Here is a 23858-nt window from a genome sequence, read left to right as displayed (position 1 = left end):
GACCATTCGCCCCGGCAGACTCACGGCGTCGGTGACACCGCCGACGCTGCGTTGACATGGAACCGGCCTGACCTGGGTAAGTGACCGCCCCGGACGGGTGGCCACAACCGCGTGGCCGCGCGGTCCAGCGCCGCAGAGAGGTTCGCACCCGTAGCCGCGAACAAGGCACCGGGCTGAGCGGCCGACATTACGACGAGGAGGAACCGTGGCCGACACCACTTACAACGGCTACTGCGTCAAGTGCAAGGAGAAGCGTGACTTCCAGGGCAACGTGGAGGTCTCCAAGACCGGCATGAACATGGCGAAGGGGAAGTGCCCGGTCTGCGGGACGACCATGAACCGGATCCTGGGCAAGGCCAAGGCTTGATCGCTCGCCCGGGGAGGACCGGCCGCCCGGTCGCCCTCCCCGGGAGTTCTCCCGCCAGGCCGTAACCGTGGCCGTCCGATCACGTTGAGTGATCCGGGGCGGCCTGTGGATAACCCGCACCGGGCTGTGGACAAAGCTGCACGGGCCGATGCCGGCCTGTGGATAACATCACCGCTCCGCATTCCCACCGTGACAACCTGTGGCCATGTCACGGACGCCGCTACCGCGGCCGACCCTCATTCCCGGGTTGCCCCGCCTCTGGCGCGGCCCCGATGAGCTGCAGCTCGGCCTCGATCCGGCGCACGCCGTGCTGCTCCGGCTGCCCGATCCCCGGACCGCGAAGGTCCTCGACCTCCTCGACGGCGACCGCTCCGAACGTGCCGTCCTGCTCCGCGCCGCCGAGCTCGGCGTGCCGCCGGAGGAGTCCCGTACCCTGCTCGATCTTCTCCATCGGGCCGGCCTCGTGCTGCCGGGCGCCGCGTTCCTGCCCGCCGCCCTGCCGCCGGTCTCCCGGGCCCGGCTCAGCGCCGAGGCCGCCGCCCTGGCCCTCGGCGCGGTCGCCGCTGCCACCGGCGACCCGTCCCCGGCCCTGGTACTGCGCCGCCGGCAGGGCGCCACCGTCGTGATCACCGGGCGCGGCCGGCTCGGCGCGCCGATCGCGGTGGCCCTGGCCGAGGCCGGTGTCGGGCACGTGTACCCGGATCTGTCCGGCGCCGTCGGGGCCGGTGAGGTCGCGGGCGGGCCGCTCGGGTCCGCCGACGTCGGCAGCCCGCGGCGGTCCGCCACGACCGCCGCGATCCTGCGCGCCTTCCCCGGCACGCTGGTGCACGCCGTCCGGCGGCCGCCCGCCGGCCTCGTCGTCCAGCTGGCCTGCGACGAGCCGGTCACCCTGATCGCGGCCGGGCACGCCGGCCGGCGGCAGCCACACCTCGCCGTCGTGGTCCGGGACGGCGCCGTGGTGGTCGGCCCGCTCGTCCCGGCCGGCGGCGCGCCCTGCCTGCGCTGCGTCGAGCTGCACCGGCAGGACCGGGACGCGGGCTGGCCGGGCGGGCTCGGAGCGGCGGCGCCGGGCGCCGAGCCGTGCACCGTCGCCACGCTGATGGCGGCCACCGCGTACGCGACCGCCGAGGTCCTCGCCCACCTGGACGGCCGGCGGCCGGAGACGCTCGGCGCGGCCGTGGAGATCTCCGCGCCGGGACGGTTCCGGCGGCGCACCTGGCCGCCGCATCCGGGCTGCGCCTGCCGGCGCCGGGCGGCAACCTTCACCGGACCTTCACCACATAAGCCCAAAAGCACCATGCGACGGGCGGAGTGAGTGCCGTACGTCGGTCACAATGATCTGGTGACCGACATCCCCCGCCGCGCGGCGTCCCGGACCGCCAAGCTCGCCGCGTTGCCCCTCGGGTTCGCCGGGCGGACCGCGCTGGGCCTCGGCAAGCGAGCGGTCGGCATCGCCTCCGACGTGATCTCCGCGGACATCCAGCAGCGCACCGCCGAACAGCTCTTCAGCGTCCTCGGTCAGCTCAAGGGCGGGGCGATGAAATTCGGTCAGGCCCTGTCGGTCTTCGAGGCGGCGCTGCCGGACGAGATGGCCGGGCCGTACCGCCAGGCGCTGACCAAGCTCCAGGAGGCGGCGCCGCCGATGCCGGTGGCGAACGTGCACCGGGCGCTCGCCGAGCAGCTCGGCCCGGACTGGCGGGACAACTTCGCCGAGTTCGACGACAGCCCGGCCGCCGCGGCGAGCATCGGGCAGGTGCACCGGGCGGTCTGGAAGCTGCCGCCGGCCCGCCGCAACGGGAAGCCGAAGCTGCTGCCGGTCGCCGTGAAGGTGCAGTACCCGGGCGCCGGCGACGCGCTCGTCGCCGACCTGAAGCAGCTCTCCCGGCTGGCCGGGATGTTCAAGATCATTCAGCCGGGCATCGACGTGAAGCCGCTGATCGCCGAGCTGCGCGAGCGGATCATCGAGGAGCTCGACTACGAGATGGAGGCGGAGACCCAGCGGGCCTTCGCCGCGGCGTACTCCGACGACCCGGACATCTTCGTGCCCCGGGTGGTGGCGTCCGCGCCCCGGGTGCTGGTCACCGAGTGGGTCGAGGGCCGGCCGCTGGCCGACGTGATCGCCGGCGGCACCGTCGAGGAGCGCGACGAGGCCGGCCGGCTCATGGCGATCCTGCACTTCTCCGCCCCGGCCCGGGCCGGCCTGCTGCACGCCGATCCTCATCCCGGCAACTTCCGGATCCTCGGCGACGGCCGGCTCGGCGTCATCGACTTCGGCGCGGTGGCCCGGCTGCCCGAGGGCATGCCGGAACCGGTGGGCCGGCTGGTCCGGCTCGCGCTCGAGGGCCGCGCCGCCGACGTGGTCGAGGGCCTGCGGGACGAGGGGTTCATCAAGCCGGACGAGGAGATCGACGCCGAGGCGGTGCTGGAGTTCCTGCTGCCGATGATCGAGCCGATCGCGCTCGACCGGTTCCGGTTCACCCGGGCGTGGCTGCGCGGCGAGGCGACCCGGCTCGGCAGCCCGCGGTCCCCGGCGTACCAGCTGAGCCGCAAGCTCAACCTGCCGCCGTCGTACCTGCTGATCCACCGGGTGACGCTCGGGTCGATCGGGGTGCTCTGCCAGCTGGAGGCGGAGGCCTCCTATCGGGAGATCCTCGAGGAGTGGCTCCCCGGCTTCGCCTAGCCTTTCCGCGAGCAAAAGGCCCGTCCGCATGGCGGACGGGCCTTCAGTCATCGGTGGGTGAGATATCTACGGGTCAGAGTCCGCCCAGTTCGCGAGCGGCCCGATGGCGGGCCTCCATGGCGATGCGGCGGGCGGAGCGGTAAGCCTCAGGTGCGGTGTCACGCTGAGGCCTTCGCATTCGGGCCCTCGATAACGCTTCGTGGATGAGTCTCATCTTCGCGCTTCCGTTCGTGGTCATCTCGGTGCTCGGCTTTCGGATATCGATCACTGCTACGGGGAGGGAGTTCATCTCAGGCCGCCAGACGGACCGAGTTGCGGGTCTCGAGACCGTTCGCGGCGAGCCGCTCCTCGACCTCGACGGCCAGCTCGGCGTCGCGCGCGACGTCGACCTTGCGGGGACGTCCACGGGGCCGCTTGCGCGGAACCACGGCGCCACGCTCGAAGATCTCTCCACCCCAGACACCCCAGGGCTCGCTGCGCTCCACCGCGCCGGCGAGGCACTCGACGCGCAGCGGGCAGTCCCCGCAGAGCGACTTGGCCAGCTCCAGCTGGGCAGGGGCGTCGGAGAACCAGAGGTCGGGGTCGAACTTCCGACAGGGCAGGTTTGCCTCGAGCTCGACGTTCGCGTCGAGTGGGGCCAGCGCCAGACTCATAAAGCCCGGTCACCTCTCTCTTCTTCTCGATCTTCTGGATCGTTTTTCTCTCGGGTCGTGCACCGGCCTGTTGGCCGGCAAAAAATTAGGCCGCGGATCCCGGGTTAGCGGGTTCCGCGGCCTCGAAGTGAGCCGGTGGTCGTTTAGACCGGCCTTCCTCGAGGCGGGATTCCGCCGCCACCATCCGTGTAGCGCTTGCGGGCGATGGAGCCGTTGCCACTGAACCCAGTGGTCCCCTTGTTTCCGTCGAGCACCAGAACGGCTTTGCCCAGCTCGGCCTGGATCTGAGCCTGGTGCGCCCACGGGGCCACCGGCCGCTCGGCAGTCAGCAGAACGGTCGGAGCGGCGGACACGGGCAGGGAGCAAGCAGGCAGCATCGACGGAACGAACATGTTGAGCCTCATCTCTGCCACCTCCTCCATGACCTTGCACTCGTGTCCTGTTTCTCGGCGAACGGAACCGTTCGCCAAGGTGTGTCCTGAGGCTATGCCTGCCCTACAGCGGAGGGCAAACGAATTAACGGACTAACTTTCGAAGTTTTTCTGTTCAAGATCGTCGGGGCTGGCGCCGGACACCAGAGCGAAGACCGCCTCGCCGTATTGGCCGAGCTTCCGGGCGCCGATTCCGGCGATGGCGAGCAGTTGCGCGGGCTCCGCCGGGCGGCGTTCCGCGACGGCCACCAGCGTGGCATCGGTGAATACCACGTACGCAGGAACTTTGAGCCGCGCCGCGGTGGCCGCCCGCCACACCTGAAGGCGCTCGTACAGGTCCTCGTCGAGGTCCGACGGACAGGTCGGGCAGCGGCCCAGCTTGCGGTCGGCGCCGGCCAGCAGGGTGGCGCCGCAGATCCGGCAGGACGCCACCTGCGGGCGCCTGCGGTCGGGTTTCCGACTGCCGCGCTCGCCCCGGTCGGCGGTCGCGCCCGGGGAGCGCTCCAGCTGCGGGAGGAACCGGGACGGGCGGCGCGGGCGGCCGCCCGGCGACCGGGACTGCCCGTACGAGAGCCACAGCCACTGGCGGGCCCGGGTCACCCCGACGTAGAGCAGCCGCCGCTCCTCCTCCAGCTGCTCCGGCGTCTTCGCGTACGTCGTCGGCAGCGTCCCGTCGGCGAGCCCGACCAGGAAGACCGCGTCCCACTCCAGGCCCTTCGCCGAGTGCAGCGAGGCGAGCGTGACCCCGGCCATGGTGGGCGCGTGCTGCTGCTCGGCGCGGCGGGCCAGCTCGTCGTTGAAGGCCGAGAGCGACACCTCGCGCTGCACCCGGCCGGCCTCCCCGATCGGCAGGATCTCGGGCGAGGCGGCGTACTCCTCGGCGAGGGTGACCAGGGCCGCGAGGGCCTCCCACTGCTCGCGTGCCGCGCCGCCGGGCGGGGGCTGGTGACGGTTCCAGCCGGTCGCCGCGAGCGCCTCCACGACCGCGTCGGCCAGCGGCGTCTCGCCGGGGATCGAGCGGACCGCGGCGCGCAGGGCGACCATGGCCTGCCGGACCTCGGCGCGCTCGAAGAACCGCTCGGCGCCGCGGACCACGTACGGGACCTCGGCCTCGGCGAGTGCCTCCTCGTACGCCTCGGACTGCGCGTTCGTCCGGAAGAGCACCGCGATCTCGCTGGCCGGCGTGCCGGACGCGATCAGCTCGCGGCACCGCCGGGCGACCGCGGCGGCCTCGCCCGGCTCGTCCGGGAAGATCTTGAGTTCCGGCTCGGGGCCGGCCGGGCGCTGGCCGACCAGCTCCAGCCGCAGCTTCGCCTCGGTGCCCCGGGCCTGCCGGATCACCGCGTTGGCGAGGCCGACCACCTGCGGCGTCGACCGGTAGTCGCGGACCAGCCGGACCACCACGGCGTCGCGGCGGCGGCGCGGGAAGTCGATGAGGTAGCCGGAGGTCGCGCCGGTGAACGAGTAGATCGTCTGGCTGGCGTCGCCGACCACCGTGATGTCGTCGCGCCCGCCCAGCCAGGCGTCGAGCAGCCGCTGCTGGAGCGGGTTGACGTCCTGGTACTCGTCGACGACGAAGTGCCGGTACTGCGCGCGGATCTGGTCGGCCACGTCCGGGTGCTCCTCGATGCCCCAGACCGCGGCGCGCAGCAGATCCTCGAAGTCGATCACGCCCTGCCGCCGTTTGAGCGACTCGTACGCGGCGAACACCTCGGCCACCCGGGCCGGCTCGAACGGCGGCTCCCGCAGCGCCTTGGCGGCCGCGACGGCGTACTCCCCCGGCTCGACCAGCGACGACTTGGCCCACTCGATCTCGCCCGCCAGGTCGCGGGCGGCGGCGCGGTCGGCGCGCACCCCGGCCCGGGCCGCGGCCAGGCCCACCACGCGGACCTTGCTCTCCATCAGCTCGGGCATCCCCCGGCCCTCGAGCAGCCGGGGCGCGAAGTAGCGGACCTGGCGCAGCGCGGCGGCGTGGAACGTCCGGGCCTGCACGCCGGCCGTGCCCAGCGCGGTGAGCCGGGCGCGCATCTCGGCGGCCGCGCGGGCCGTGAACGTCACGGCGAGGACGTGCCGGGGACTGATCTCGCCGGTCGAGGTTCGGTACGCGATCCGGTGGGTAATCGCCCGAGTCTTACCTGTTCCGGCGCCGGCCAGGATGCAAACCGGACCCGCCGGAGCGGTCACCGCCGTCCGCTGTTCCGGGTCCAGCCCGGCCAGCACCCCATCACTGCGCACGGTAGGGAATCATGACACCCCGGCCGGGCGTTGTGCTTCTCAGCCGCACCGCCGTGTGACCTGTATCGAAGGAGCAGTGACCGATGCTGACCATGTACTCGACGTCCTGGTGCGGGTATTGCCACCGCCTGAAGAGCCAGCTCGACCGGGAGGGCATCGCCTACGACGTCGTGGACATCGAGCAGGACGAGGCCTCGGCCGCGTTCGTGCGCAGCGTGAACGGCGGGAACCAGACCGTTCCGACGCTGAAGTTCGACGACGGGTCGGCGCTGACCAACCCGTCGATCGTGCAGGTGAAGCAGCACCTGGCGACGATCTCCGCCTGAAAAGCAGCGAAAGGGGCCTTCCTTGCGGAAGGCCCCTTTCGTATGGGGCAGATCAGGGAATCAACGCCGGGATGCTCGAGTCGAGCAGGCCCCGCTCCTTGAGCGCGCCGTAGAGCGGCGTGGTCTCCGGGTAGTGACCCCACTGGTGGTCGCCGTCGCCGTTGCCGAAGCCGCCGAGCAGCTGCTTCTGCACGTCGTTGAAGCCGTCCCAGTCGGACCGGGCGGGCAAGTGGGCCACCTCGTCGCGGATCGCGATCCAGCGCGGGGTGTAGCCGAAGAACGCGCCGACCCGGGTGATGTCGGAGTAGTTGTCCGACCGGGCGTGCCAGATGCGCCGGTCGAAGACGACCAGGTCACCCGGGTTCGCGGTGATCTGGACGGCGCCTGAAGGCTGCGGCCACGGGACGCCGCGGCTCGGCGGGCCGGGCAGCCAGTTGGTCTTGTGGCTGCCGGGCAGGACCGTGAAGTTGCCCCGGCCGGTCTCGCTCACGTCGGAGAACCAGTACGCCAGCTTCACCGACATCATCGGGCGCGGGTCGGTCTCGATCTCCCGGTTCTGCCGGCCGCCGTCCTGGTGCCAGTGCCACCACTGCTTCTGCTGCTCGTGCAGCTGCGGGTGCACGTCGATGTGCGAGTGGTAGACGTGCACGTTCCAGCCGAGCAGCGACCAGATGTACTTGAACGCCTTCGGGTGGTCGAGCAGGAACGCCAGCTCGGGCACGTGCGCGACCGGCGAGAGCTGGTGCAGCGCGCCGCCCTCGGGCTTGGTCTTCTCGTAGTGGCCGAGGATCGCGGCCCGGCCGGCCTCGATCTCGCTCTCGCTGAGCACCGAGGGCACGACGATGTACCCGTCCCGCTCGAACGCCTCCCGCTCCTCCGCGGACATCGGCGTCCACGCCGGGGCTTCCACCTGGGTCATCGGTTCCCCTCTCGTCTTTGTATCCAAGACGCCGTGGGGTACCTGGTTGGTTGCCCGGGAATCAGAAAAAGTTTCCGTTAACCCTGCAGCCACTTCTCGACCAGATAGAACGCGATCGAGGAACGCATGGGCAGGCTCATCGGCACGCCGCTCTCCGGGTCGACGTAGCCGCCGGCGATCATCTTGGCGATCACGTCCCGGGTGAACCAGTGCGCCTCGTCGATCTCCTCCGGGTCGAGCACGAACGGCTGGTCCGGATCGGCGACCGCGTGGAAACCCAACATCAAAGAGCCGGGGTACGGCCAGGACTGGCTCCCGGCGTACCGCAGCGACCGCAGGCCGATGCCGACCTCCTCGCGGACCTCGCGGACCACCGAGGCCTCGGCCGACTCGCCGGGCTCGACGTAACCGGCGAGGCAGGAGAAGCGGCGTACGCCGTCCGGGCCGGTCGGCCAGGACGCGTTGTGCCCGAGCAGGCAACGGCCGGACGGGCCGGGCACGCCGTCGTGCACCAGCACGATCATGGCGGGGTCGGTCCGCGGCCACATCAGCCGGCCCTCCGGGTCGGCCCGCGCCCAGCCGGCCTCCACCACGGTGGTCGGCTGGCCGGTACGCGGCGAGAACGCGTGGCTGCGGTGCCAGTTGCCGAGCGCCGCCGCCGCGGTGAACAACCCGGCGTCCCGGTCGTCGAGCAGGTGACCGACCTCGCGGAGCGTGACGGCTCGCCGGCCCTCGGACGGCTCCACCGGCGCGTCCACGGTCCAGATCGGGGTGCCGTCGGCGTCGAGGCCGAGGAACCAGCGCTCGGCGTCGGGCAACGCCGACGACGGCGCCAGCACGAGTGCGGCGCCGCCGTCGGGACGATCGGTGACCAGGGCACGTCCGCCGGCGGCGAGGTCGACAACGAGGACGAGACCGCGGGTGGCCGCGCCGGCCAGCCAGGCCTCGTCCTTCCGCCGGTGGGCGGCGCGGTCCAGGGTGGTACGGGCCAGCGGCGGGGTGCCGGGTTGCTCACCCAGGTCTGGCTGTTCGGGTTCGGTCACTCTCTGCTGCGCTCCACGGCCGTCAGTACGGACAGTTGCGACTCGATCTTGTCGGCGTCGCCGAGGACCACGGTAACCGCACGGGAGGGTGCCAGGTACTTCGCTCCGGCCGCGAACACCTCCTCACGGGTGACGGAGGCGAGCGCTTCCGAGTGTTCCCGGAGGTGGTCGAGGCGCAGCCCGAAGCCCGCGTACATGCTGGCCAGGCCGGCGAGGCCGGCCTGAGTGGACATGCTGAGGCGCAGGGTGCCGAGGGCGTAGCGCCGGGCCTGCTCGAGCTCCTCCTCGCCGGGCGGGAGGCTGGCGATGCGGCCCAGCTCGTAGACGGTCTCGAGCAGGGACGGCCCGGTCACCTCGGTGGCGACCTCGGCCGAGCCGGACCAGGTGGACCCGGCCACGAAGTGCTCGATCCCCGAGTGCGAGCCGTAGGTGTACCCCTTGTCCTCGCGGATGTTCTCCACCCAGCGGGACGAGAAGTAGCCGCCGAAGATCAGGTTGGCCACCGTGAACGCGGCGTAGTCGGGGTCGGTCCGGGTGACGCCGGGCAGCGCGAGCCGCAGCGACGACTGCACCGAGCCGGGCCGGTCGACGAGCAGCAGCGGGCCGGTCTCGATCGCCGGGGTCGGCGGGATGACGCCGTCCGGCCCCGCGCCGGTCCAGCCGCCGAGCACCTTCTCGGCCACGTCGATCGCCTGGTCCGGGTCGATGTCGCCGACCAGGACGAGGGTCGCGCCGGCCGGGCGGACACGCTCGGCGTGCAGCTCGCGCAGCGCCCCGGGCTCCACCGAGCGGACCTCGTCCGGCGTCGGCGTCTGCACCGCGTACGGATGGCTCTGGAAGATCCTCTTGAGCAGTGCCACCCGAGCCAGGTGCGCCGGCTGGCTCATCGCCACCTGGATGTGGTCGACCAGGCGCTCGCGCTCGACGCCGACCTCCTCGGCCGGATAGGTGGCGTCGGTCAGCACCCCGGCCAGCAGCTCCAGGGTCCGGCCCAGGCCGTCGGCGAGCGCGTTGCCGCTGATCAGCAGGCGATCCGGGTCGAGGACGGCGCCGAGGCTGCCGCCCACGGCCTGCAGCTCGGCCGCGATGTCGATGCTGGACAGCGTGCTCGTGCCGGTGAAGATCGCCTGCGAGAGCAGGGTGGCCGGGGCCAGCGGCGCCCGGCCGAACGGGATCCGCAGCCGCAGCTCGACGAGCGGCACCGCCGAGCGCCGGATCGCGATGACGGTGAGCCCGCTGGGCAGCCGGCGCTCCGCCTCCCGGGGGAGGTGCAGCGCGGCGTCCGGGATCAGGTCGGGCAGGGTCGTGGTGCTCATGCCGCTACCTCCGCTGCGCTCCGGCATCGACATGTGTCGACTGGACTGGCTGATTCGCTCGCAAGCTCGCTCATTGGGCGGCTCCCGGGATGACTTCGACGCTGGCGCGGCGCTCGGGCCGCAGGGTGGCCGCGGCGGCGACGATCTGCTCGTCGGTCACCTCGCTGACCAGCTTGGGCAGCTCGTTGAGCAGACCCGGGCGGCCGCGCTGCAGCTCGAGGACGGCCATCGGCTGGGCCCGGCCGAGCACGTCGTCGGTGCCCTGGAGCAGCCGGGTCGCCATCCGCGCCTGGGTGCGGTCCAGCTCGCCCGGCTTGAGGCCGTCGGTGGTCAGCCGGTCGAGCTCCTCGTCGATCGTCTGCAGCACCTTGCCGGCGTCGCCGCCGGGCGGCATGTGCGCCTGGAGCAGGAGCGCCGTGGGGTTGCGGACCTGGTATTCGTCGCCCATGAAGCCGATGTAGCCGCCGAGGTTGGTGGCCGACCGGTCCCGTTGGACCAGGCGCTCCACGAGCCGGGAGGCGTCGCCGTCGGTGAGCACCTCGGCGAGCACGGCGTAGGGCAGGTAGCCGGCGAAGTCGCCGATCGGGTCGGGCACACCCCAGGCGGCCGCCACGGCGGGCAGCGGCGCGATCCGGTCGGTGTACGACTCCCGCCGCTCCTCGGTGATGCCCGGCTCGGCGAAGTCGGGCAGCGCCGGCGCGGGCCGGGCCGGCACGTCGCCGAAGTGCCGCTCGATCATGGCGGTCGCCTCGGCCACGTCGAAGTCGCCGGCCACCGAGAGCACCGCGTTGCCGCAGGCGTAGTAGCGGTCGAAGAAGCCCTGGGCGTCCTCCACCGTGGCGCTCTCCAGGTCTTCGAACGACCCGTACCCGTCGTGGGCGTTCGGGAACGTCTCGAACATCACCGGCGGCAGCTTCAGCCACGGGAACCCGCCGTACGGCCGGTTCAGGACGTTGACCCGGATCTCCTCCTTGACCACGTCGACCTGGTTGCGCAGGTTCTCCTCGGTGAGCCGGGGGCCGCGCATCCGGTCGGCCTCGAGGAAGAGCGCGCGCTCCAGGCCGCCGGAGGGCAGCTCCTCGTAGTAGTCCGTGTAGTCCAGGTGGGTCGAGCCGTTGAAGGTGCCGCCGGCCCCCTGCACGTGCCGGAAGTGGGCCAGCTTCTCCAGGTTCGCCGAGCCCTGGAACATCAGGTGCTCGAAGAGGTGGGCGAAGCCGGTCCGGCCTTCCGGTTCGCTGCGGATGCCGACGTCGTAGACGACGGCCACGCCGACCACCGGAGCGCTGCGATCCGGCGAGAGGACCACGCGCAGACCATTGCCGAGGGTGAATCGCTCGACCGGATATTTCGTCGCGGGGATCTTGATTCTGGGCGCCACGGTACGAATCTAGCGTGTCGGCCCGGATCCGCGCGGTAGTCGCGCTTCACCCAACAGCGTAAATGCGCCATATCCCGATCCGCCGATCCGGACGGGGGTTGACGCACCAGACCTACATGCTCCACTATTCCCATCCAGCAGATAGGTTAAGCAAAGTATCGCGGGAGGAGGGCTCGTCGTGTACGTCTCGGCTCGCACGGACTACGCCGTGCGCGCGATGCTGGCGGTCACCGCCGAGCACCCCCACCTGGTCAAAGCCGCCGGCCTGGCGGCCGCCCAGGAGATCCCGCTCAGCTTCCTGCAGGGAATCCTGCTCGATCTGCGCCGCGCCGGGCTGCTGCACAGCCACCGCGGCGTGGACGGCGGGTACGCCCTGGCCCGCCCGGCCGAGGAGATCACCGTCGGCGACGTGGTCCGCGCCGTCGGGGGTGCCCTCACCACGGTCCGGGGGCTCCCCACGTCCACGGCGACCTACCACGGTGCGGCGACGGCGCTGCACGACGTGTGGATCGCCGTCGAGGCGGCCATCGAGGGTGTGGTCGACCACAAGACCCTGGCCGAACTCTCTCAGATTTCCGTGAAACAGAACTAGGAGTGAGCATGAGCTCCCGCACCATACGTGCGTTTGCCCTTGTCTCGGCCGCGGTCGTGGCCTCCACCGCGCTGGCCGCTTGCGGATCCGACGACGACAACACCGCCGAGGGAACCAGCGGCGCCGCCGCCGAGGCCAAGACCCTCAACCTCGGCTACTTCCCGAACATCACCCACGCGCCCGCCCTGGTCGGCGTGAACAAGGGTCTGTTCTCCAAGGCGCTCGGCAGCGCCACCACGCTGGAGACCAAGACGTTCAACGCCGGCCCGGCCGCGATCGAGGCGCTGCTGTCCGGCGCGATCGACGCCACGTACATCGGCCCGAACCCCGCGATCAACGGCTGGTCCACCTCCAAGGGCACCGCGCTGAAGATCATCGCGGGCAGCACCTCGGGCGGCGCCGGCCTGGTGGTCAGGGAGGGCATCGACTCCCCGGCCGACCTCAAGGGCAAGAAGATCGCCACCCCGCAGCTCGGCAACACCCAGGACGTCGCGCTGCGCGCCTGGCTGAAGGAGAACGGCCTCAACGCCGACACCAACGGCGGCGGCGACGTCTCGGTGCTGCCGCAGGACAACGCGACCGCGGTGCAGGCCTTCGCGCAGGGCAGCATCGACGGCGCCTGGGTGCCGGAGCCGAACTACAGCAAGCTGATCCTGGAGTCCAAGGCGAAGGTCCTGGTCGACGAGAAGACCCTGTGGCCGAACGAGGAGTTCGTGACCACCCACCTGATCGTCGGCCAGAAGTTCCTGAAGGAGTACCCCGGCACGGTCAAGAAGCTGTTGCAGGGCCACATCGACGCGGTCGAGTACATCAAGAACGACGGCGCCGGCGCGCAGACCGCGGCGAACGCCCAGATCGAGGCGCTCTCCGGCAAGCCGCTGAAGCCGGAGATCCTGTCGGCCGCGTTCCAGAACCTGAAGTTCACGTACGACCCGATCGCGGCCTCGCTCTACACCAGCGCGAAGCACGCCGAGGAGGTCGGACTGCTCAAGCCGGTCGACCTGAACGGCATCTACGACCTCGGCCCGCTGAACGAGCTGCTCAAGGCGGACGGTCAGCCCGAGGTCAGCGACGCGGCGGCCTGACCCGATGAGCACCGTGGTCAAGATCGACAACGTCTCCAAGCAGTACGGCACCGGCGGCGGCGCTCTGCTCGCCCTTGACCACGTCTCGCTCGACGTCGAGCAGGGGGAGTTCGTCTGCCTGCTCGGCGCCTCCGGCTGCGGCAAGAGCACGCTGCTCTCGCTGGTCGCCGGGCTCGACGAGATCACCACCGGCACCCTGGACATCGGCGGGCGGCACGTCGCGCTGATGTTCCAGGAGGCCGCCCTCTTCCCCTGGCTCTCGGTGGCCGGCAACGTCGAGCTGCCGCTGCGGCTCGCGGGCCTGGGCCGGGCCGAGCGCCGCAAGCGGGCGCAGGAGCTGCTCGAGATCGTCCGGCTGGGCGGTTTCGGGGACAAGCGCCCGCACGAGCTCTCCGGCGGCATGCGGCAGCGTGTCGCCCTGGCCCGGGCCCTCGCCCAGAACGCCGACGTGCTGCTGATGGACGAGCCGTTCGGCGCGCTCGACGCGATGACCCGGGACATCCTGCACGACGAGCTGGAGCGGATCTGGCGCGAGCAGGAGCTCACCGTCCTCTTCGTCACCCACAACGTGCGCGAGGCGGTCCGGCTCGGCGACCGGGTGGTCCTGCTCAGCAGCCGCCCGGGCCGGGTCATCGAGGACTACGAGATCGGTCACCCGCGCCCGCGGCGCATCGACTCCCCCGAGGTCTCCGGCCAGGCCGCCGAGATCACCGATCGGCTCCGCGCGGAGGTCGCCCGCCATGCCAACTGAGGTCATCAGCCGCTCCGCGGACGAGGTCAGCGGACTCGACGCCCTGGAACTCGGCCCCGCGAAGCAGAAGGGCCGGCTCGGCCGGCGGATCTGGCACGGCACCTGGCCGAAGCTGCTCGCCGTCGCGATCGTCGTCGCGATCTGGCAGGCGGCCGTGCTGGCCGAGTGGAAGCCGGTCTACGTGCTGCCCGCCCCGCTCGACGTCTTCACGGTCCTGAAGGACCTGGTCACCACGGCCGACTTCTGGGACGGCGTGCGCCTCACCATGACCCGGGCGATCACCGGCTTCTTCCTGGCCGTGCTGATCGGCACGGTCATCGGCGCGGCGGTCTCCCGGTTCGCGCCGCTGCGCGCCGCGATCGGCTCGCTGATCACCGGCCTGCAGACCATGCCGTCGATCATGTGGTTCCCGCTCGCCATCCTGCTCTTCCAGCTCGGCGAGAGCGCCATCATGTTCGTGGTCGTCCTGGGCGCCGCGCCGTCGGTGGCGAACGGCCTGATCAGTGGCATCGACTACGTGCCCCGGACCTGGCTGCGGGTCGGCAAGGTGATGGGCATGAAGGGGCTGGCGCAGTACCGGCACCTGATCCTGCCGGCCTCGCTGCCGTCCTTCGTCTCCGGTCTCAAGCAGGGCTGGGCGTTCTCCTGGCGCAGCCTGATGGCCGGTGAGCTGCTGGTCATCGTGCCGGGGACGGTCTCCGTCGGCGTGCGGATGCAGAACGCGCGCGATCTGTCCGACAGCGCCCTGGTGATCAGCTACATCATCGTGGTCCTGATCATCGGCATCCTGATCGACCAGTTCTTCAACGCGGCCGACAACGCCCTCCGCAAGCGCTGGGGCCTGACCGGGAGCTGACCCCTCCCCGATCTTGTTGATCGGTGCCGCCCCGTTCCCGTACAGATCATCAAGATCGCGGAAGAGGGGCCACGGACTTCAGAGCGGGCGCACCGACTCGAGGACCTCCCCCACCACGTTGTTCAGCTGCTTGTGGGTGCCGGGGATGGACACGTAGAGGACGGCCGCCGTGGGCTTGCCGACGTCGATGACCGCCACCGCGGACAGCTCCTCGGTGGCGGTCAGGCCGGGCGAGCTGAACCGCAGCCGGAACTCGCTCACGAACGCCGGCAGCCCGCCCAGCGAGGTGACCTCGTCGCGGAGCGGCTCCAGCGTGTTGGGCTGCGGGTAGTACTCGGCGCGCACGTCCGCCGCCACCTGCCGGCCCACGCATTCGAGGTCGAGCGAGACGGCGTCGTTGTCGGCGGCCGGCACCGCGGCCGAGAGGATCGAGGCGTGGTACTCACCGCCGCTGTAGAACTCGGTGACGAAGTGCTGGCCGACCCGGTACGGCACCTCCAGCGTCCCCGCCTTCCACACGTCGGTCCAGGTCACCCACGGTGCGCCGAACTTCCGGTAGGAGATGCCGGCCTCCTCGTCGACGGTCCGCTCCCCGGTCGCCGGTGGTGCGGAGGGCCGGCGGGTCGGCGCCTCGCTCGGCGATCCGGTCGGCGCGGGGCAGGCCTGCGCGAGCGGCGGCCGCAGATCGGCGGGCGCCGACGCCCTGTCCGCGAACGGGTTGGTCTCGCCCCCGAAGATCACGATCAGCAGCACCACGAGCCCGGTCGCCAGGATCCCGCCGGCCACCCCACCGAAGATCATCAACTGCCGCCGGCGCCGTCGTGGTCCATCCGGCGGAGGCGGCGGTGGCTCCTCCGGCGCCTCCGGCGACTGCGGGGGTACGCCGGAAACGGTGACCATGCCCGACGACCATGCTCCGGACGGCCGGGTCCACGCGCTCGGTTCCGACATGCCTACCAGTGAACACCACGGGACGTCTCACCGGCCGGTACGCCCGCCGGCATTGTCCACCCGTACCGGGCCTTTCCCAGGATATTCCGCTACCGTGCTGCCATGGAACTGGTGTATCCCCCGGTTGTCGGTCTCGCGAAGACCATGTTTCGCGTCCTCGACCTCAAGATCGAGGTCGAAGGCGGCGAGCACATCCCGACCAGCGGCGGGGCGGTGCTTGCCAGCAACCACTCGAGCTACCTCGACTTCATCTTCTGCGGCCTCGGCGCTCAGCCCTCCCAGCGGCTCGTTCGTTTCATGGCGAAGAAGTCGGTCTTCGACCACAAGATCAGCGGCCCGCTCATGCGCGGCATGAAGCACATCCCGGTCGACCGCAAGGCCGGCACCGGCGCGTTCCGCGAGGCGACCCAGGCGCTGCGCGACGGCGAGATCGTCGGCGTCTTCCCGGAGGCGACGATCTCCGAGTCGTTCACGGTGAAGGCACTCAAGTCCGGCGCCGCGCGGATGGCGCAGGAGGCCGGCGTCCCGCTCATCCCGATGGCCGTCTGGGGCCCGCACCGGCTCTGGACCAAGGGACGCAAGAAGGAGCTCACGAAGCGCCACGTCCCGGTGCTCATCAAGATCGGCGAGGCGCTGCACATGCCGGAGGGCGCCACCCCCGAGGCGGTCACCGCGCTGCTGAAGGAACGCCTCAGCACGCTGCTCGACGCGGTGCAGAGGGCCTACCCGGACAAGCCGGCCGGCGACGACGACCGCTGGTGGCTGCCGGCCCACCTCGGCGGCACCGCGCCGCTGCCGCAGTCCGCGGCTGTCTGACCGTTTCCGATCGCCAAGGCCCTCGGCGTGTCCGGGGGCCTTCGCTCTTTCTCGTCGTGAAACGACAACGGCGTCGCACCCGGGTGGGCACGACGCCGAAGTACTCAGGCGACTATCACGGCTGCACGAGGCAGCCGAACATAGGGCTCAATCAGACAGAGCGGATGTTGGCGGCCTGCGGGCCCTTCTGGCCCTGGGTCACCTCGAACTCCACCCGCTGGTTCTCCTCCAGGCTGCGGTAGCCCGACATCTGGATAGCGGAGAAGTGGGCGAAGACGTCGGCGCCGCCGTCGTCCGGGGTGATGAACCCGAAGCCCTTGTCCGCGTTGAACCACTTCACAACGCCGGTAACCATGCTCGTCTCCTCGACGGTCGATCGTTCCCGGCCATTATGGACGGGAACGAGGTGGTAAGTCCCGCACTCTGCGGGGCTCGTGTCGCCGTACTGATCGCCCGTACCGGAGAAACCCGGGTTACGACAAAGAGCGCCTGGGGCAGACTTCCCCACAGGCGCTCCTGAGTACTTGGGAACCAAACTGACAACGCAAGCGAGCGTAGCACGACGAAGGGGGCCGCAACGTGCTCGGCGTAGAAGCGGCGCGGCAGCTCAAAGCCGCCGGATTGACCTGGAAACCCGCACCCGGCGACCGGTTCGCCGTGCCCGATCGTGATCTCGACGACGAGTTGTTCGTGCTCAGCAACATGACGATCCAGGTGCATGACCGGCCGGAGGGGCGGATCATCGGTTTCAACGGCACCACGGAGTGGGCCCTCGACGATGTCGATCTCGAGGAGGCGCTGTGGCTGCCCCGCGAGGATCAGCTTCGGGAGCTCCTCGGGGGCACGTTCCGGCACCTGCGGCGCGAGGGAGGCGATTATTTCGTACGGATGGAACTGCTCGCGGTCGAGGAGGAGTTCGTCGCGTCCAGCCCCGAGGAGGCGTACGCGAAAGCCTTGATCCATCTCCTGGCCGCGGCCATTCATCCGTCAGAGTGACTCCTCCGGGATCTCCCGGATCAGCGCGGCCAGCTCGGCGGCGTCCATGAGATCGGCCGGCCGGACCGTGACCTGCTCGCGGACGTAGTGGAACCCGGCGCGGACCCGGTTCACCGGCACCCCGGCCAGCGTCGCCCAGGCCAGCCGGTACGCCGAGAGCTGCACCGCGGCGGCCTCGGCCTCGGCGCCGGCGGGCCGCCTGCCGGTCTTCCAGTCGATCACGTCGAAGCGGCCGTCCGGGTCGGCGAAGACGGCGTCCATCCGGCCGCGCACCACCACCCCGGCCACCGTCGTCGCGAACGGCACCTCCACCTCGACCGGGGTCCGGCCCGCCCACTCGCCGGTCAGGAACGCCTCCTGCAGCGCGGCCAGCTCCTCATCCCCCGCAGCGCCGTCGTCCGCGGCCCCCGGCAACTCGTCGATGTCGATCAGCCGAGCCGTCCCGAACCGCTGCTCCAGCCAGGCGTGGAACGCCGTCCCCCGCCTCGCCTGCGGCGCCGGCCGATGCGGCAGCGGACGCCGGAGCGACCGCGCCAGCGACTGCGGATCACGACGCAGCACGACGAGCTGAGACACCGAGAGATGAGGAGGCAGAGCAACAGCGATCGGCCCACCCTGCTCGACCCGCTCCCGGCGCTCGGCAAGAAGCAGCCTCGCCTCCCGCCGCCACCGAGCGATGTCCGGATCCCCGCCGTCCCCGCCCGCCGCAGCGCCGCCGCCCTCCACAGCGCCGCCGCCCTCCACAGCGCCGCCATCCTTCGCGGCAGCCTCGCCCCTCCCCGCGTCGCCGGCCCTCGCAGCGCCGCCGGGCTCCCCCGCGGCCTCAGCGGTCGCGGCCTCAGCGGTCGCGGCCTCAGCGGTCGCGGCCTCAGCGGTCGCGGCCTCAGCGCTCCCTTCCGCCGCACCCGCCGACTTTTCGGATTTGTCGCCTTTAACCGGCAGCGCCTCCGCTAGGCCCACCGCGTCGGCGGCCAGGCCGGCCCGGGCTGCCACCTCGGGGTCGCTCTCGGCGAGGGCCGCGAACTGCTCGGCGACCGCGGCGTCCGGATCGGCGATCATCCGGCGGATCAGGTCGGCGGCCGCCGCCATGGCGGGCCGGCGGAGGCCGAGCGGGTCGGCGGGCCATTCGGCGTTCGCGACGGCCTGTTCGCTCGGGTTGGACTCGCCGGGGGCCGGCTCGGGCGTCCAGCGGTCCACCACGCCGGCGCCGGCGGCGCAGACCGCGCGGATCTCGTCGAGGAAGACGGACGGGCCGCGGGGACGCTTCACGCCCTCGCCCCACCAGTAGGCGGAGCAGAGCAGCAGCCGCCGCGGGCGGGTCACCGCCACGTACGCAAGACGCCGTTCCTCCTTCTCGTCGTGCTCCCGCCAGTGGCGCCCGAACGTGGTGAGCGCACCCGCCACGTCCTTCTGCTCGACCGCGTCGGTGAGATCGATGTCGGGCAGCCCGGAGGCGTCACCGCGCAGCGGGAACGGCAGCACCCCGATGCCGCCCAGGTAGTGGTCGGACGCCCGGACCTGCCCCGGCCAGACCCCCTTGCCGAGGCCGGCCACCGAGACGACGTCCCACTCCAGGCCCTTCGCGGCGTGCGCCGTGAGGATCTGCACCGCGCCCTCGACCACGTCCACCTGGCCCGGCTCGAGGCCGCGCTCCTCCTCCTCGGCCGCGGCCAGGAAGGCGAGGAACCCGGCGAGGGTGCCGCTCTCGTTCTCGCTGCTGTACCGGGTCGCCGCCTCGCCGAGCGCGTCCAGGTGGGCCCGGGCCAGACCGGCGTCACCGGCCGCCCAGCCGCGGACCGCCACCTCGACGTCGAGGCCGCTGGTCCGCTCGATGTCGGCGAGCAGGTCCGGCAGCGGCTGGTCGAGGCGCTGCCGGAGCGCGCCGAGCTCCTGACCGAACTGCCGGAGCCGCGCGTAGCCCTCCGCCGAGTACTGCACCGGGATGCCGAGGTCGGCCATCGCCTCGACCAGGGTGGCGTCGTCGAGGCGGTCCGAGGCGATCTCGTCCTCGTCCTCCTCCTGCTCCTGGGCCCGGGACGCCGCGATGGCCCGGGACCGCCGGTGCAGCGCCACCAGGTCGCGGGGACCGATCCGCCAGCGGGCGCCGGTGAGGAGCCGTAGCAGCGAGGCGCCGTCGGTCGGGTCGGCCAGCACGCGCAGGGTGCAGACGACGTCCCGTACCTCGGGGGTGTCGAGGAGGCCGCCCAGGCCGACCACCTCGACCGGAAGGCCACGGGACCGCAACGCCTCCTCGATCACGGCGATCTGGCTGCGGACCCGGACCAGGACCGCGCTGGTGGGGCGGCGCTCCAGGGGGATCTCGGCGGCCGGCGCGTCCGGCATCCCGGCGGCGAGACGCCACGCCGTCAGCATCGAGTCGGCGATCCAGCCGGCCTCGTCCGCGTACGTCGGCAGCAGCGCGCAGGCGACGGTCCGCCCGCCGACCGCCTGGGCCACCCGCTCGGCCGAGGTCAGCTCGGTCACCGCCGCACCGGCCCGCAGCGGCGCCGACACGGCGTTCGCCACCGCGAGGATCTCCGGGCGGTTCCGCCAGCTCTTGGAGAGCGTCCGGATCCAGGCCGGATGCCCCTCCCGGTCGGGGAACTCGGTGGCGAACCGCTCCAGCGTGCCGGCCGAGGCCCCCCGCCAGCCGTAGATCGACTGCGAGGGGTCGCCGACCGCGGTCACCGGATGCCCGCCCCCGAAGAGGTTGTTCAGCATGGTGACCTGGGCGTGGCTGGTGTCCTGGTATTCGTCGAGCAGCACGATCCGGAACCGGCCGCGCTCGATCGCGCCGACCTCCGGGTGGTCCCGGGCCACCCGGGCGGCGCGGGCCATCTGGTCGCCGAAGTCCATCGCCTCGAGGTCGAGTTTGCGCTTCTCGTACGCCCGGACCAGGGGCAGCAGGGCGAGCCTCTGCTGCTGCCGGCGCAGCACGTCGGCGACGTCTTTGTAGACCCGGCCCGGGAACTCGGTGATCTCCGCGTAGAACCGGCCGGTCCAGGCGGCCAGGTCGTCGGCGGTGACGAGGTGCTCGGCGAGCTCGCCGGAGAGCGCCAGCACGTCGTCGGTGACCGTGCCGGGCGCCCGGTTCAGGCCGGTCATCTCGCCGGTGTACGCCCGCACCAGCGAGTCGACGATCTGCCAGCGGGCGGCCTCGGTGAGCAGCCGGGCCGAAGGCTCGTAGCCGGCGCGGAGGCCGTGCTCGGTGACGACCCTGGCGGCGTACGCATGATAGGTCGAAATCGTGGCTTCGCCGGCGAATGCGTCGTCCCGGCCCAGCCGCCGGATCAGCTGGCCCACCCGGGTGCGCACCCGGTGCGCCAGCTCGCCGGCCGCCTTCCGGGTGAACGTGAGACCGAGGATCTCGCCGGGGTGCGCGTATCCGTTCGCGACCAGCCACACCACCCGGGACGCCATCGTCTCGGTCTTGCCCGACCCGGCGCCGGCGACCACCAGCAGCGGCGCCACCGGGGCCGCGATGATCGCCTCCTGTTCGGCGGTCGGCGGCGGCAGGCGCAGCAGTCTGGCCAGCTCACGCGGGGTGTAGCGCGGGCCGGAGTCGGCGCGGCGGCGCGGCCGGGGCGGTTCGCCGAAGAGGGTGGGCTGGCTCATCGCGGTTCGACTACCTGCCGCCCCTTGCCCGAGATCGGGCAGCTCGTCCGGACCGGGCAGACCCGGCACCTGCTGTTCGCCACGGCCGAGAACGTCGAGGCCGCCATCGTCTCGGCGGTGCGGCGGACCATCGCGTACGCCCACTGCGGGTCGGTGGCGTCGGCGAGCGGCACCTGCATCTGCTCGCGGGCCTCCTTGCCCGGACCGAGCTGCACCAGGGCCGCGCCGCCGCTGTCGGAGCCGAAATCCGCGAACGCGCCCGCGTCGACCGCCGCCTGATAGCCGCCGAGCTGCGGGTTCTCCGCCACGTCGGCGGCCGAGACCGCCGTCGACTTGCCGGTCTTCAGGTCGATCACCACGAGCCGGCCCTCTTCGTCGATCTCCAGCCGGTCGACCCGGCCGGTCAGCTGGATCGGCCGCTTCTCGTCCTCCAGCCGCACCGTGAACTCGTGCTCGATCGCCAGCAGCCGCCGCGGGTTGGCCGCGAGCCAGCGCAGCAGCTTGTCGACCATGCCCTGCGCCCGCTCGTGCTCCGGCCCGGCCAGCCAGCGCGCCGCCAGCTCGATCGAGTCGAACCGCGCCGACACGTATTCCACCAGCTTCTCCCGGTCGGCGTTCGCGTCCTCGGCGAGCATCGCGGCCGCGTGCACCAGGTTGCCGATGCCCTGCGCGGGACCGGCCGGCGCCGCCCCGCCGTGGCGTTCCAGCAGCCAGCGCAGGCTGCACCGGAGCGCGCTCTCCATCGACGACGGCGTCACCTTCACCAGGTCGCCCTCGTCCACGAGCGGCCGTTCGTCGGAGAGCGGCCGCAGCCCCCACCACTCGTCCGGATGAGCCCCCGGCACACCCTCGGCGGCAAGCTTCGCGAGCTCAGCCGCCGCCGCGCGCCGCCGGCCGGGCGTTTCCCCTTCCGACACCACAACGGTACGCAGCTCCGCCACGAGCGACGCCAGAGTCAGCGCCCGGGGAGCCCGCCCGACCTCAAGCTCGACATCGCCGGAGTCTTCGCCCCCGCCCTCCCCGATCGCCCTTCCGGATTCGTCGCCCGCAGGATCGTCGTCGCCCGGCTCGGCATCGGCCGGCTCGGCATCGCTGGGCTCGGCGTCCCCGAACGGGGGCTCCCCCTTCACCTCGCCGAGGAAATATCCGGATTTGTCGGTCACGATCGCATCGAGGTCGACATCCTCGGGCGGACCGGCATCCCAGGGATCCAGCTCAGGCCCATCGGGATCCGGCCCGGAACCGTCGGGATTTGAGTCGTCAGGATTCGGGTCGCCGGAATCTGGGCCCTCGGGGTTCGGGCCGCCGATGATCGGGCCGCCGATGTTCGGGCCGCCGGGTTTTGGGCCGCCGGGTTCCGGGCCGCCGGGTTTTGGGCCGCCGGGGGCCGGGCCGCCCGGGGCCGGGCCCGCGTCACCGGGGCCGGGGAGGGTGGTGGCGAGTTCGGACAGGAAGCGGCTCGGTTGTTCCTCACCGCCGACGCCGCCGCCGGTGCTCGCCGACGCCACCGCCGTGACCACGAGGCGGCGGCGGGCGCGGGTGATCGCCACGTAGAAGAGGCGCCGTTCCTCGTCGAGCAGCGCGGACGTCTCGCCGGCGATCGCTGCCGGGCCGGAGGCGGGGCGGCCGGCGAGCACGTCGACGAGGCGTTCCGAACCGAGCAGGCTGCCGCGCAGGCGCAGGTCGGGCCAGATGCCCTCCTGTACGCCGGCCAGCACCACCACGTCCCACTCCAGACCCTTCGCGGCGTGGGCGGTGAGCAGCCGGACGGCATCGCCCCGGTCGGCGCTCGGGGCGATCGAGTCGGCCGGCAGGTCCTGGCCGAGCACGTGCTCGAGGAACACCTCGGTGCGCGCGCCCGGCAGCCGGTCGACGAATCGCGCCGCCGCGTCGAAGAGCACCACCATGGCGTCGAGGTCGCGGTCGGCCGCCTCGGCACGCCAGCGCCGGGCCCGGCCCGCCTCGCGGTGATCGGGTAGGGGTGCGGAGCCGGTGCTCATGGCGTACCACCGGTCGGCCAGCCCGCTCGCCCGCCACACGGCCCAGAGCACGTCCTCGGCGCCGGCGCCCGGCTCGGCCGCGGCCTTGCGCGCCACGTCGATCAGGTGGGCCACGGCCTTCGCCGGACGCGCCCAGCGGCGCTCGACCATGTCCAGCCCGGCCGGGTCACGTACCGCGTCGACCAGCAACTCCCCGGACGGACGCCGGTCGCCGGCCGCGAGCGCGAGCGCCCGCAGCCCCTGCCGCAGCCGCCGCTCGGCCAGCGGGTCGGCGCCGCCGAGGGGCGAGTGCAGAAGGGCGACGGCCGCCTCCTCGTCGAGCACCGCCGGATCGAGCGCGCACCGCAGGAGAAGCAGGAACGGCGCTACCGCCGGCTGAAGGTGCAGCGGCAGATCCTCGGCGAGCGTCACGGTGGGCACCCCGGCCGCGGCGAGCGCCCGCTGCACCGACGGCTGCTGCAACGCGGTGGACCGCATCACCACGGCCATCCGCGACCACGGAACCCCGTGCAGCAGATGAGCCTCCCGCAGCGCATGAGCGATGAAGGCCGTCTCGGCGGCGGGCGACCGGAACGTCCGCACCACCGCCTCGGGAACCAGCACCCCCTCCTCGCCGGCCGAGGAGGAATCACCCGCAGAGGAAGAAGCGTCCGCAGGGGAAGAAGCGCTCGCAGGGGAAGAAGCGCTCGCAGGGACGGCATCGCCCGGACCCGGCGAGGCGGCAGCGCCCGTGCCGGCCTGATCGGGCGAGGTGGAATCCGGAGCCGCGGCCGAAGTCGAGGCGGGGAGAGGAGCCGCGGCCGAAGTCGAGGCGGGGAGAGGAGCCGCGGCCGGGGACGGCTGCGGGG

The 23858-nt window shown here is 72.1% G+C and carries 20 protein-coding genes and 2 pseudogenes; 10 read left to right on the top strand and 12 right to left on the bottom strand.

Features of this window, described 5'->3' with window-relative positions; translation table 11 throughout:
* Positions 1-205: 205 nt before the first annotated feature.
* The 3 genes from AB0G10_RS01900 (at position 206) to AB0G10_RS01890 (ending at position 3047) form a co-directional block, all read left to right on the top strand.
* Positions 206-367: a DUF5679 domain-containing protein gene (locus AB0G10_RS01900; RefSeq protein ID WP_169792401.1), complete on the top strand. Its 162-nt coding sequence runs from the start codon at positions 206-208 to the stop codon at positions 365-367.
* Between the two features lie 205 nt (positions 368-572).
* Positions 573-1682 carry a hypothetical protein gene (locus tag AB0G10_RS01895; protein WP_360915014.1) on the top strand — a complete coding sequence of 370 codons (1110 nt, stop codon included), beginning with the start codon at positions 573-575 and terminating at the stop codon, positions 1680-1682.
* A gap of 27 nt (positions 1683-1709) precedes the next feature.
* Entirely contained in the window at positions 1710-3047 is a 1338-nt protein-coding gene (locus AB0G10_RS01890; RefSeq protein WP_360915011.1) for an AarF/ABC1/UbiB kinase family protein, read from the top strand.
* Positions 3048-3337: 290 nt separating this feature from the next.
* Here the strand turns inward: AB0G10_RS01890 and AB0G10_RS01885 are convergent, their stop codons facing one another.
* The 3 genes from AB0G10_RS01885 to AB0G10_RS01875 form a co-directional block, all read right to left on the bottom strand.
* Entirely contained in the window at positions 3338-3700 is a 363-nt protein-coding gene (locus AB0G10_RS01885; RefSeq protein WP_360915008.1) for a WhiB family transcriptional regulator, read from the bottom strand.
* Positions 3701-3843: 143 nt separating this feature from the next.
* Positions 3844-4104, bottom strand: a complete 261-nt coding sequence (locus AB0G10_RS01880; protein ID WP_360915005.1) for a hypothetical protein — start codon at positions 4102-4104, stop codon at positions 3844-3846.
* Positions 4105-4224: 120 nt separating this feature from the next.
* Positions 4225-6366 carry an ATP-dependent DNA helicase UvrD2 gene (locus AB0G10_RS01875; RefSeq protein ID WP_360915002.1) on the bottom strand — a complete coding sequence of 714 codons (2142 nt, stop codon included), beginning with the start codon at positions 6364-6366 and terminating at the stop codon, positions 4225-4227.
* Positions 6367-6449: 83 nt separating this feature from the next.
* Here AB0G10_RS01875 and AB0G10_RS01870 point away from each other — a divergent pair, with 83 nt between their 5' ends.
* Positions 6450-6692, top strand: coding sequence for a mycoredoxin (locus AB0G10_RS01870; protein ID WP_014447439.1), 243 nt, complete (start codon positions 6450-6452; stop codon positions 6690-6692).
* Positions 6693-6744: 52 nt separating this feature from the next.
* On the opposite strand, the gene AB0G10_RS01865 is transcribed toward AB0G10_RS01870, so the two are convergent.
* From AB0G10_RS01865 to AB0G10_RS01850, 4 genes are all read right to left on the bottom strand, one after another.
* A complete protein-coding gene (locus AB0G10_RS01865; RefSeq protein WP_360915000.1) occupies positions 6745-7611 on the bottom strand; it encodes a phytanoyl-CoA dioxygenase family protein in 867 nt (288 codons plus the stop codon).
* A 77-nt stretch (positions 7612-7688) separates the two neighbouring features.
* A complete protein-coding gene (gene nudC / locus AB0G10_RS01860) occupies positions 7689-8654 on the bottom strand; it encodes an NAD(+) diphosphatase (RefSeq protein ID WP_360914997.1) in 966 nt (321 codons plus the stop codon).
* Entirely contained in the window at positions 8651-9970 is a 1320-nt protein-coding gene (locus AB0G10_RS01855; RefSeq protein ID WP_360914994.1) for a pitrilysin family protein, read from the bottom strand. Before AB0G10_RS01855 ends, nudC begins: the two co-directional genes overlap by 4 nt.
* A gap of 70 nt (positions 9971-10040) precedes the next feature.
* The gene (locus tag AB0G10_RS01850) at positions 10041-11348 is read right to left on the bottom strand and encodes a pitrilysin family protein (RefSeq protein ID WP_360914991.1); all 1308 of its coding nucleotides are present in this window, start codon (positions 11346-11348) and stop codon (positions 10041-10043) included.
* A gap of 178 nt (positions 11349-11526) precedes the next feature.
* Between AB0G10_RS01850 and AB0G10_RS01845 the strand changes: the two genes are divergently transcribed.
* Genes AB0G10_RS01845 through AB0G10_RS01830 form a run of 4 tightly spaced genes read left to right on the top strand, consistent with a single transcriptional unit; the run spans position 11527 to position 14632 of the window.
* Positions 11527-11940, top strand: a complete 414-nt coding sequence (locus tag AB0G10_RS01845) for an Rrf2 family transcriptional regulator (protein ID WP_360914988.1) — start codon at positions 11527-11529, stop codon at positions 11938-11940.
* An 8-nt stretch (positions 11941-11948) separates the two neighbouring features.
* Positions 11949-13025 (top strand): ABC transporter substrate-binding protein, encoded by a 1077-nt coding sequence (locus tag AB0G10_RS01840; RefSeq protein ID WP_360914985.1) that lies wholly within the window; start codon positions 11949-11951, stop codon positions 13023-13025.
* A gap of 4 nt (positions 13026-13029) precedes the next feature.
* Positions 13030-13776, top strand: coding sequence for an ABC transporter ATP-binding protein (locus tag AB0G10_RS01835; protein WP_360914982.1), 747 nt, complete (start codon positions 13030-13032; stop codon positions 13774-13776).
* A complete protein-coding gene (locus AB0G10_RS01830) occupies positions 13766-14632 on the top strand; it encodes an ABC transporter permease (protein WP_360914979.1) in 867 nt (288 codons plus the stop codon). The genes AB0G10_RS01835 and AB0G10_RS01830 overlap by 11 nt, the downstream gene beginning before the upstream one ends.
* A 78-nt stretch (positions 14633-14710) precedes the next feature.
* On the opposite strand, the gene AB0G10_RS01825 is transcribed toward AB0G10_RS01830, so the two are convergent.
* Entirely contained in the window at positions 14711-15583 is an 873-nt protein-coding gene (locus tag AB0G10_RS01825) for a hypothetical protein (protein ID WP_360914976.1), read from the bottom strand.
* A 102-nt stretch (positions 15584-15685) separates the two neighbouring features.
* Between AB0G10_RS01825 and AB0G10_RS01820 the strand changes: the two genes are divergently transcribed.
* Entirely contained in the window at positions 15686-16399 is a 714-nt protein-coding gene (locus AB0G10_RS01820) for a lysophospholipid acyltransferase family protein (protein WP_360914973.1), read from the top strand.
* Between the two features lie 151 nt (positions 16400-16550).
* Here the strand turns inward: AB0G10_RS01820 and AB0G10_RS01815 are convergent, their stop codons facing one another.
* Positions 16551-16754: a cold-shock protein gene (locus AB0G10_RS01815; protein ID WP_014447450.1), complete on the bottom strand. Its 204-nt coding sequence runs from the start codon at positions 16752-16754 to the stop codon at positions 16551-16553.
* A gap of 224 nt (positions 16755-16978) precedes the next feature.
* On the opposite strand from AB0G10_RS01815, the gene AB0G10_RS01810 reads away from it, so the two are divergent.
* Positions 16979-17395, top strand: coding sequence for a pilus assembly protein CpaE (locus AB0G10_RS01810; RefSeq protein ID WP_360914970.1), 417 nt, complete (start codon positions 16979-16981; stop codon positions 17393-17395).
* Here the strand turns inward: AB0G10_RS01810 and AB0G10_RS01805 are convergent.
* The 3 genes and pseudogenes from AB0G10_RS01805 to AB0G10_RS01795 form a co-directional block, all read right to left on the bottom strand.
* Positions 17387-21010 (bottom strand): ATP-dependent DNA helicase, encoded by a 3624-nt coding sequence (locus AB0G10_RS01805; RefSeq protein WP_360914967.1) that lies wholly within the window; start codon positions 21008-21010, stop codon positions 17387-17389. The genes AB0G10_RS01810 and AB0G10_RS01805 overlap by 9 nt on opposite strands.
* Positions 21007-21996, bottom strand: a pseudogene (locus AB0G10_RS01800) (PD-(D/E)XK nuclease family protein); the annotation flags it as partial. The pseudogene AB0G10_RS01800 and the gene AB0G10_RS01805, both read right to left, overlap by 4 nt.
* Positions 21997-22449: 453 nt before the next feature.
* Positions 22450-23598, bottom strand: a pseudogene (locus AB0G10_RS01795) (ATP-dependent helicase); the annotation flags it as partial.
* Positions 23599-23858: the final 260 nt, after the last annotated feature.

This window comes from Actinoplanes sp. NPDC023714 (assembly GCF_040639855.1).
Taxonomy (GTDB): Bacteria; Actinomycetota; Actinomycetes; order Mycobacteriales; family Micromonosporaceae; genus Actinoplanes.
This window is presented reverse-complemented; position numbering and strand designations above follow the sequence as displayed.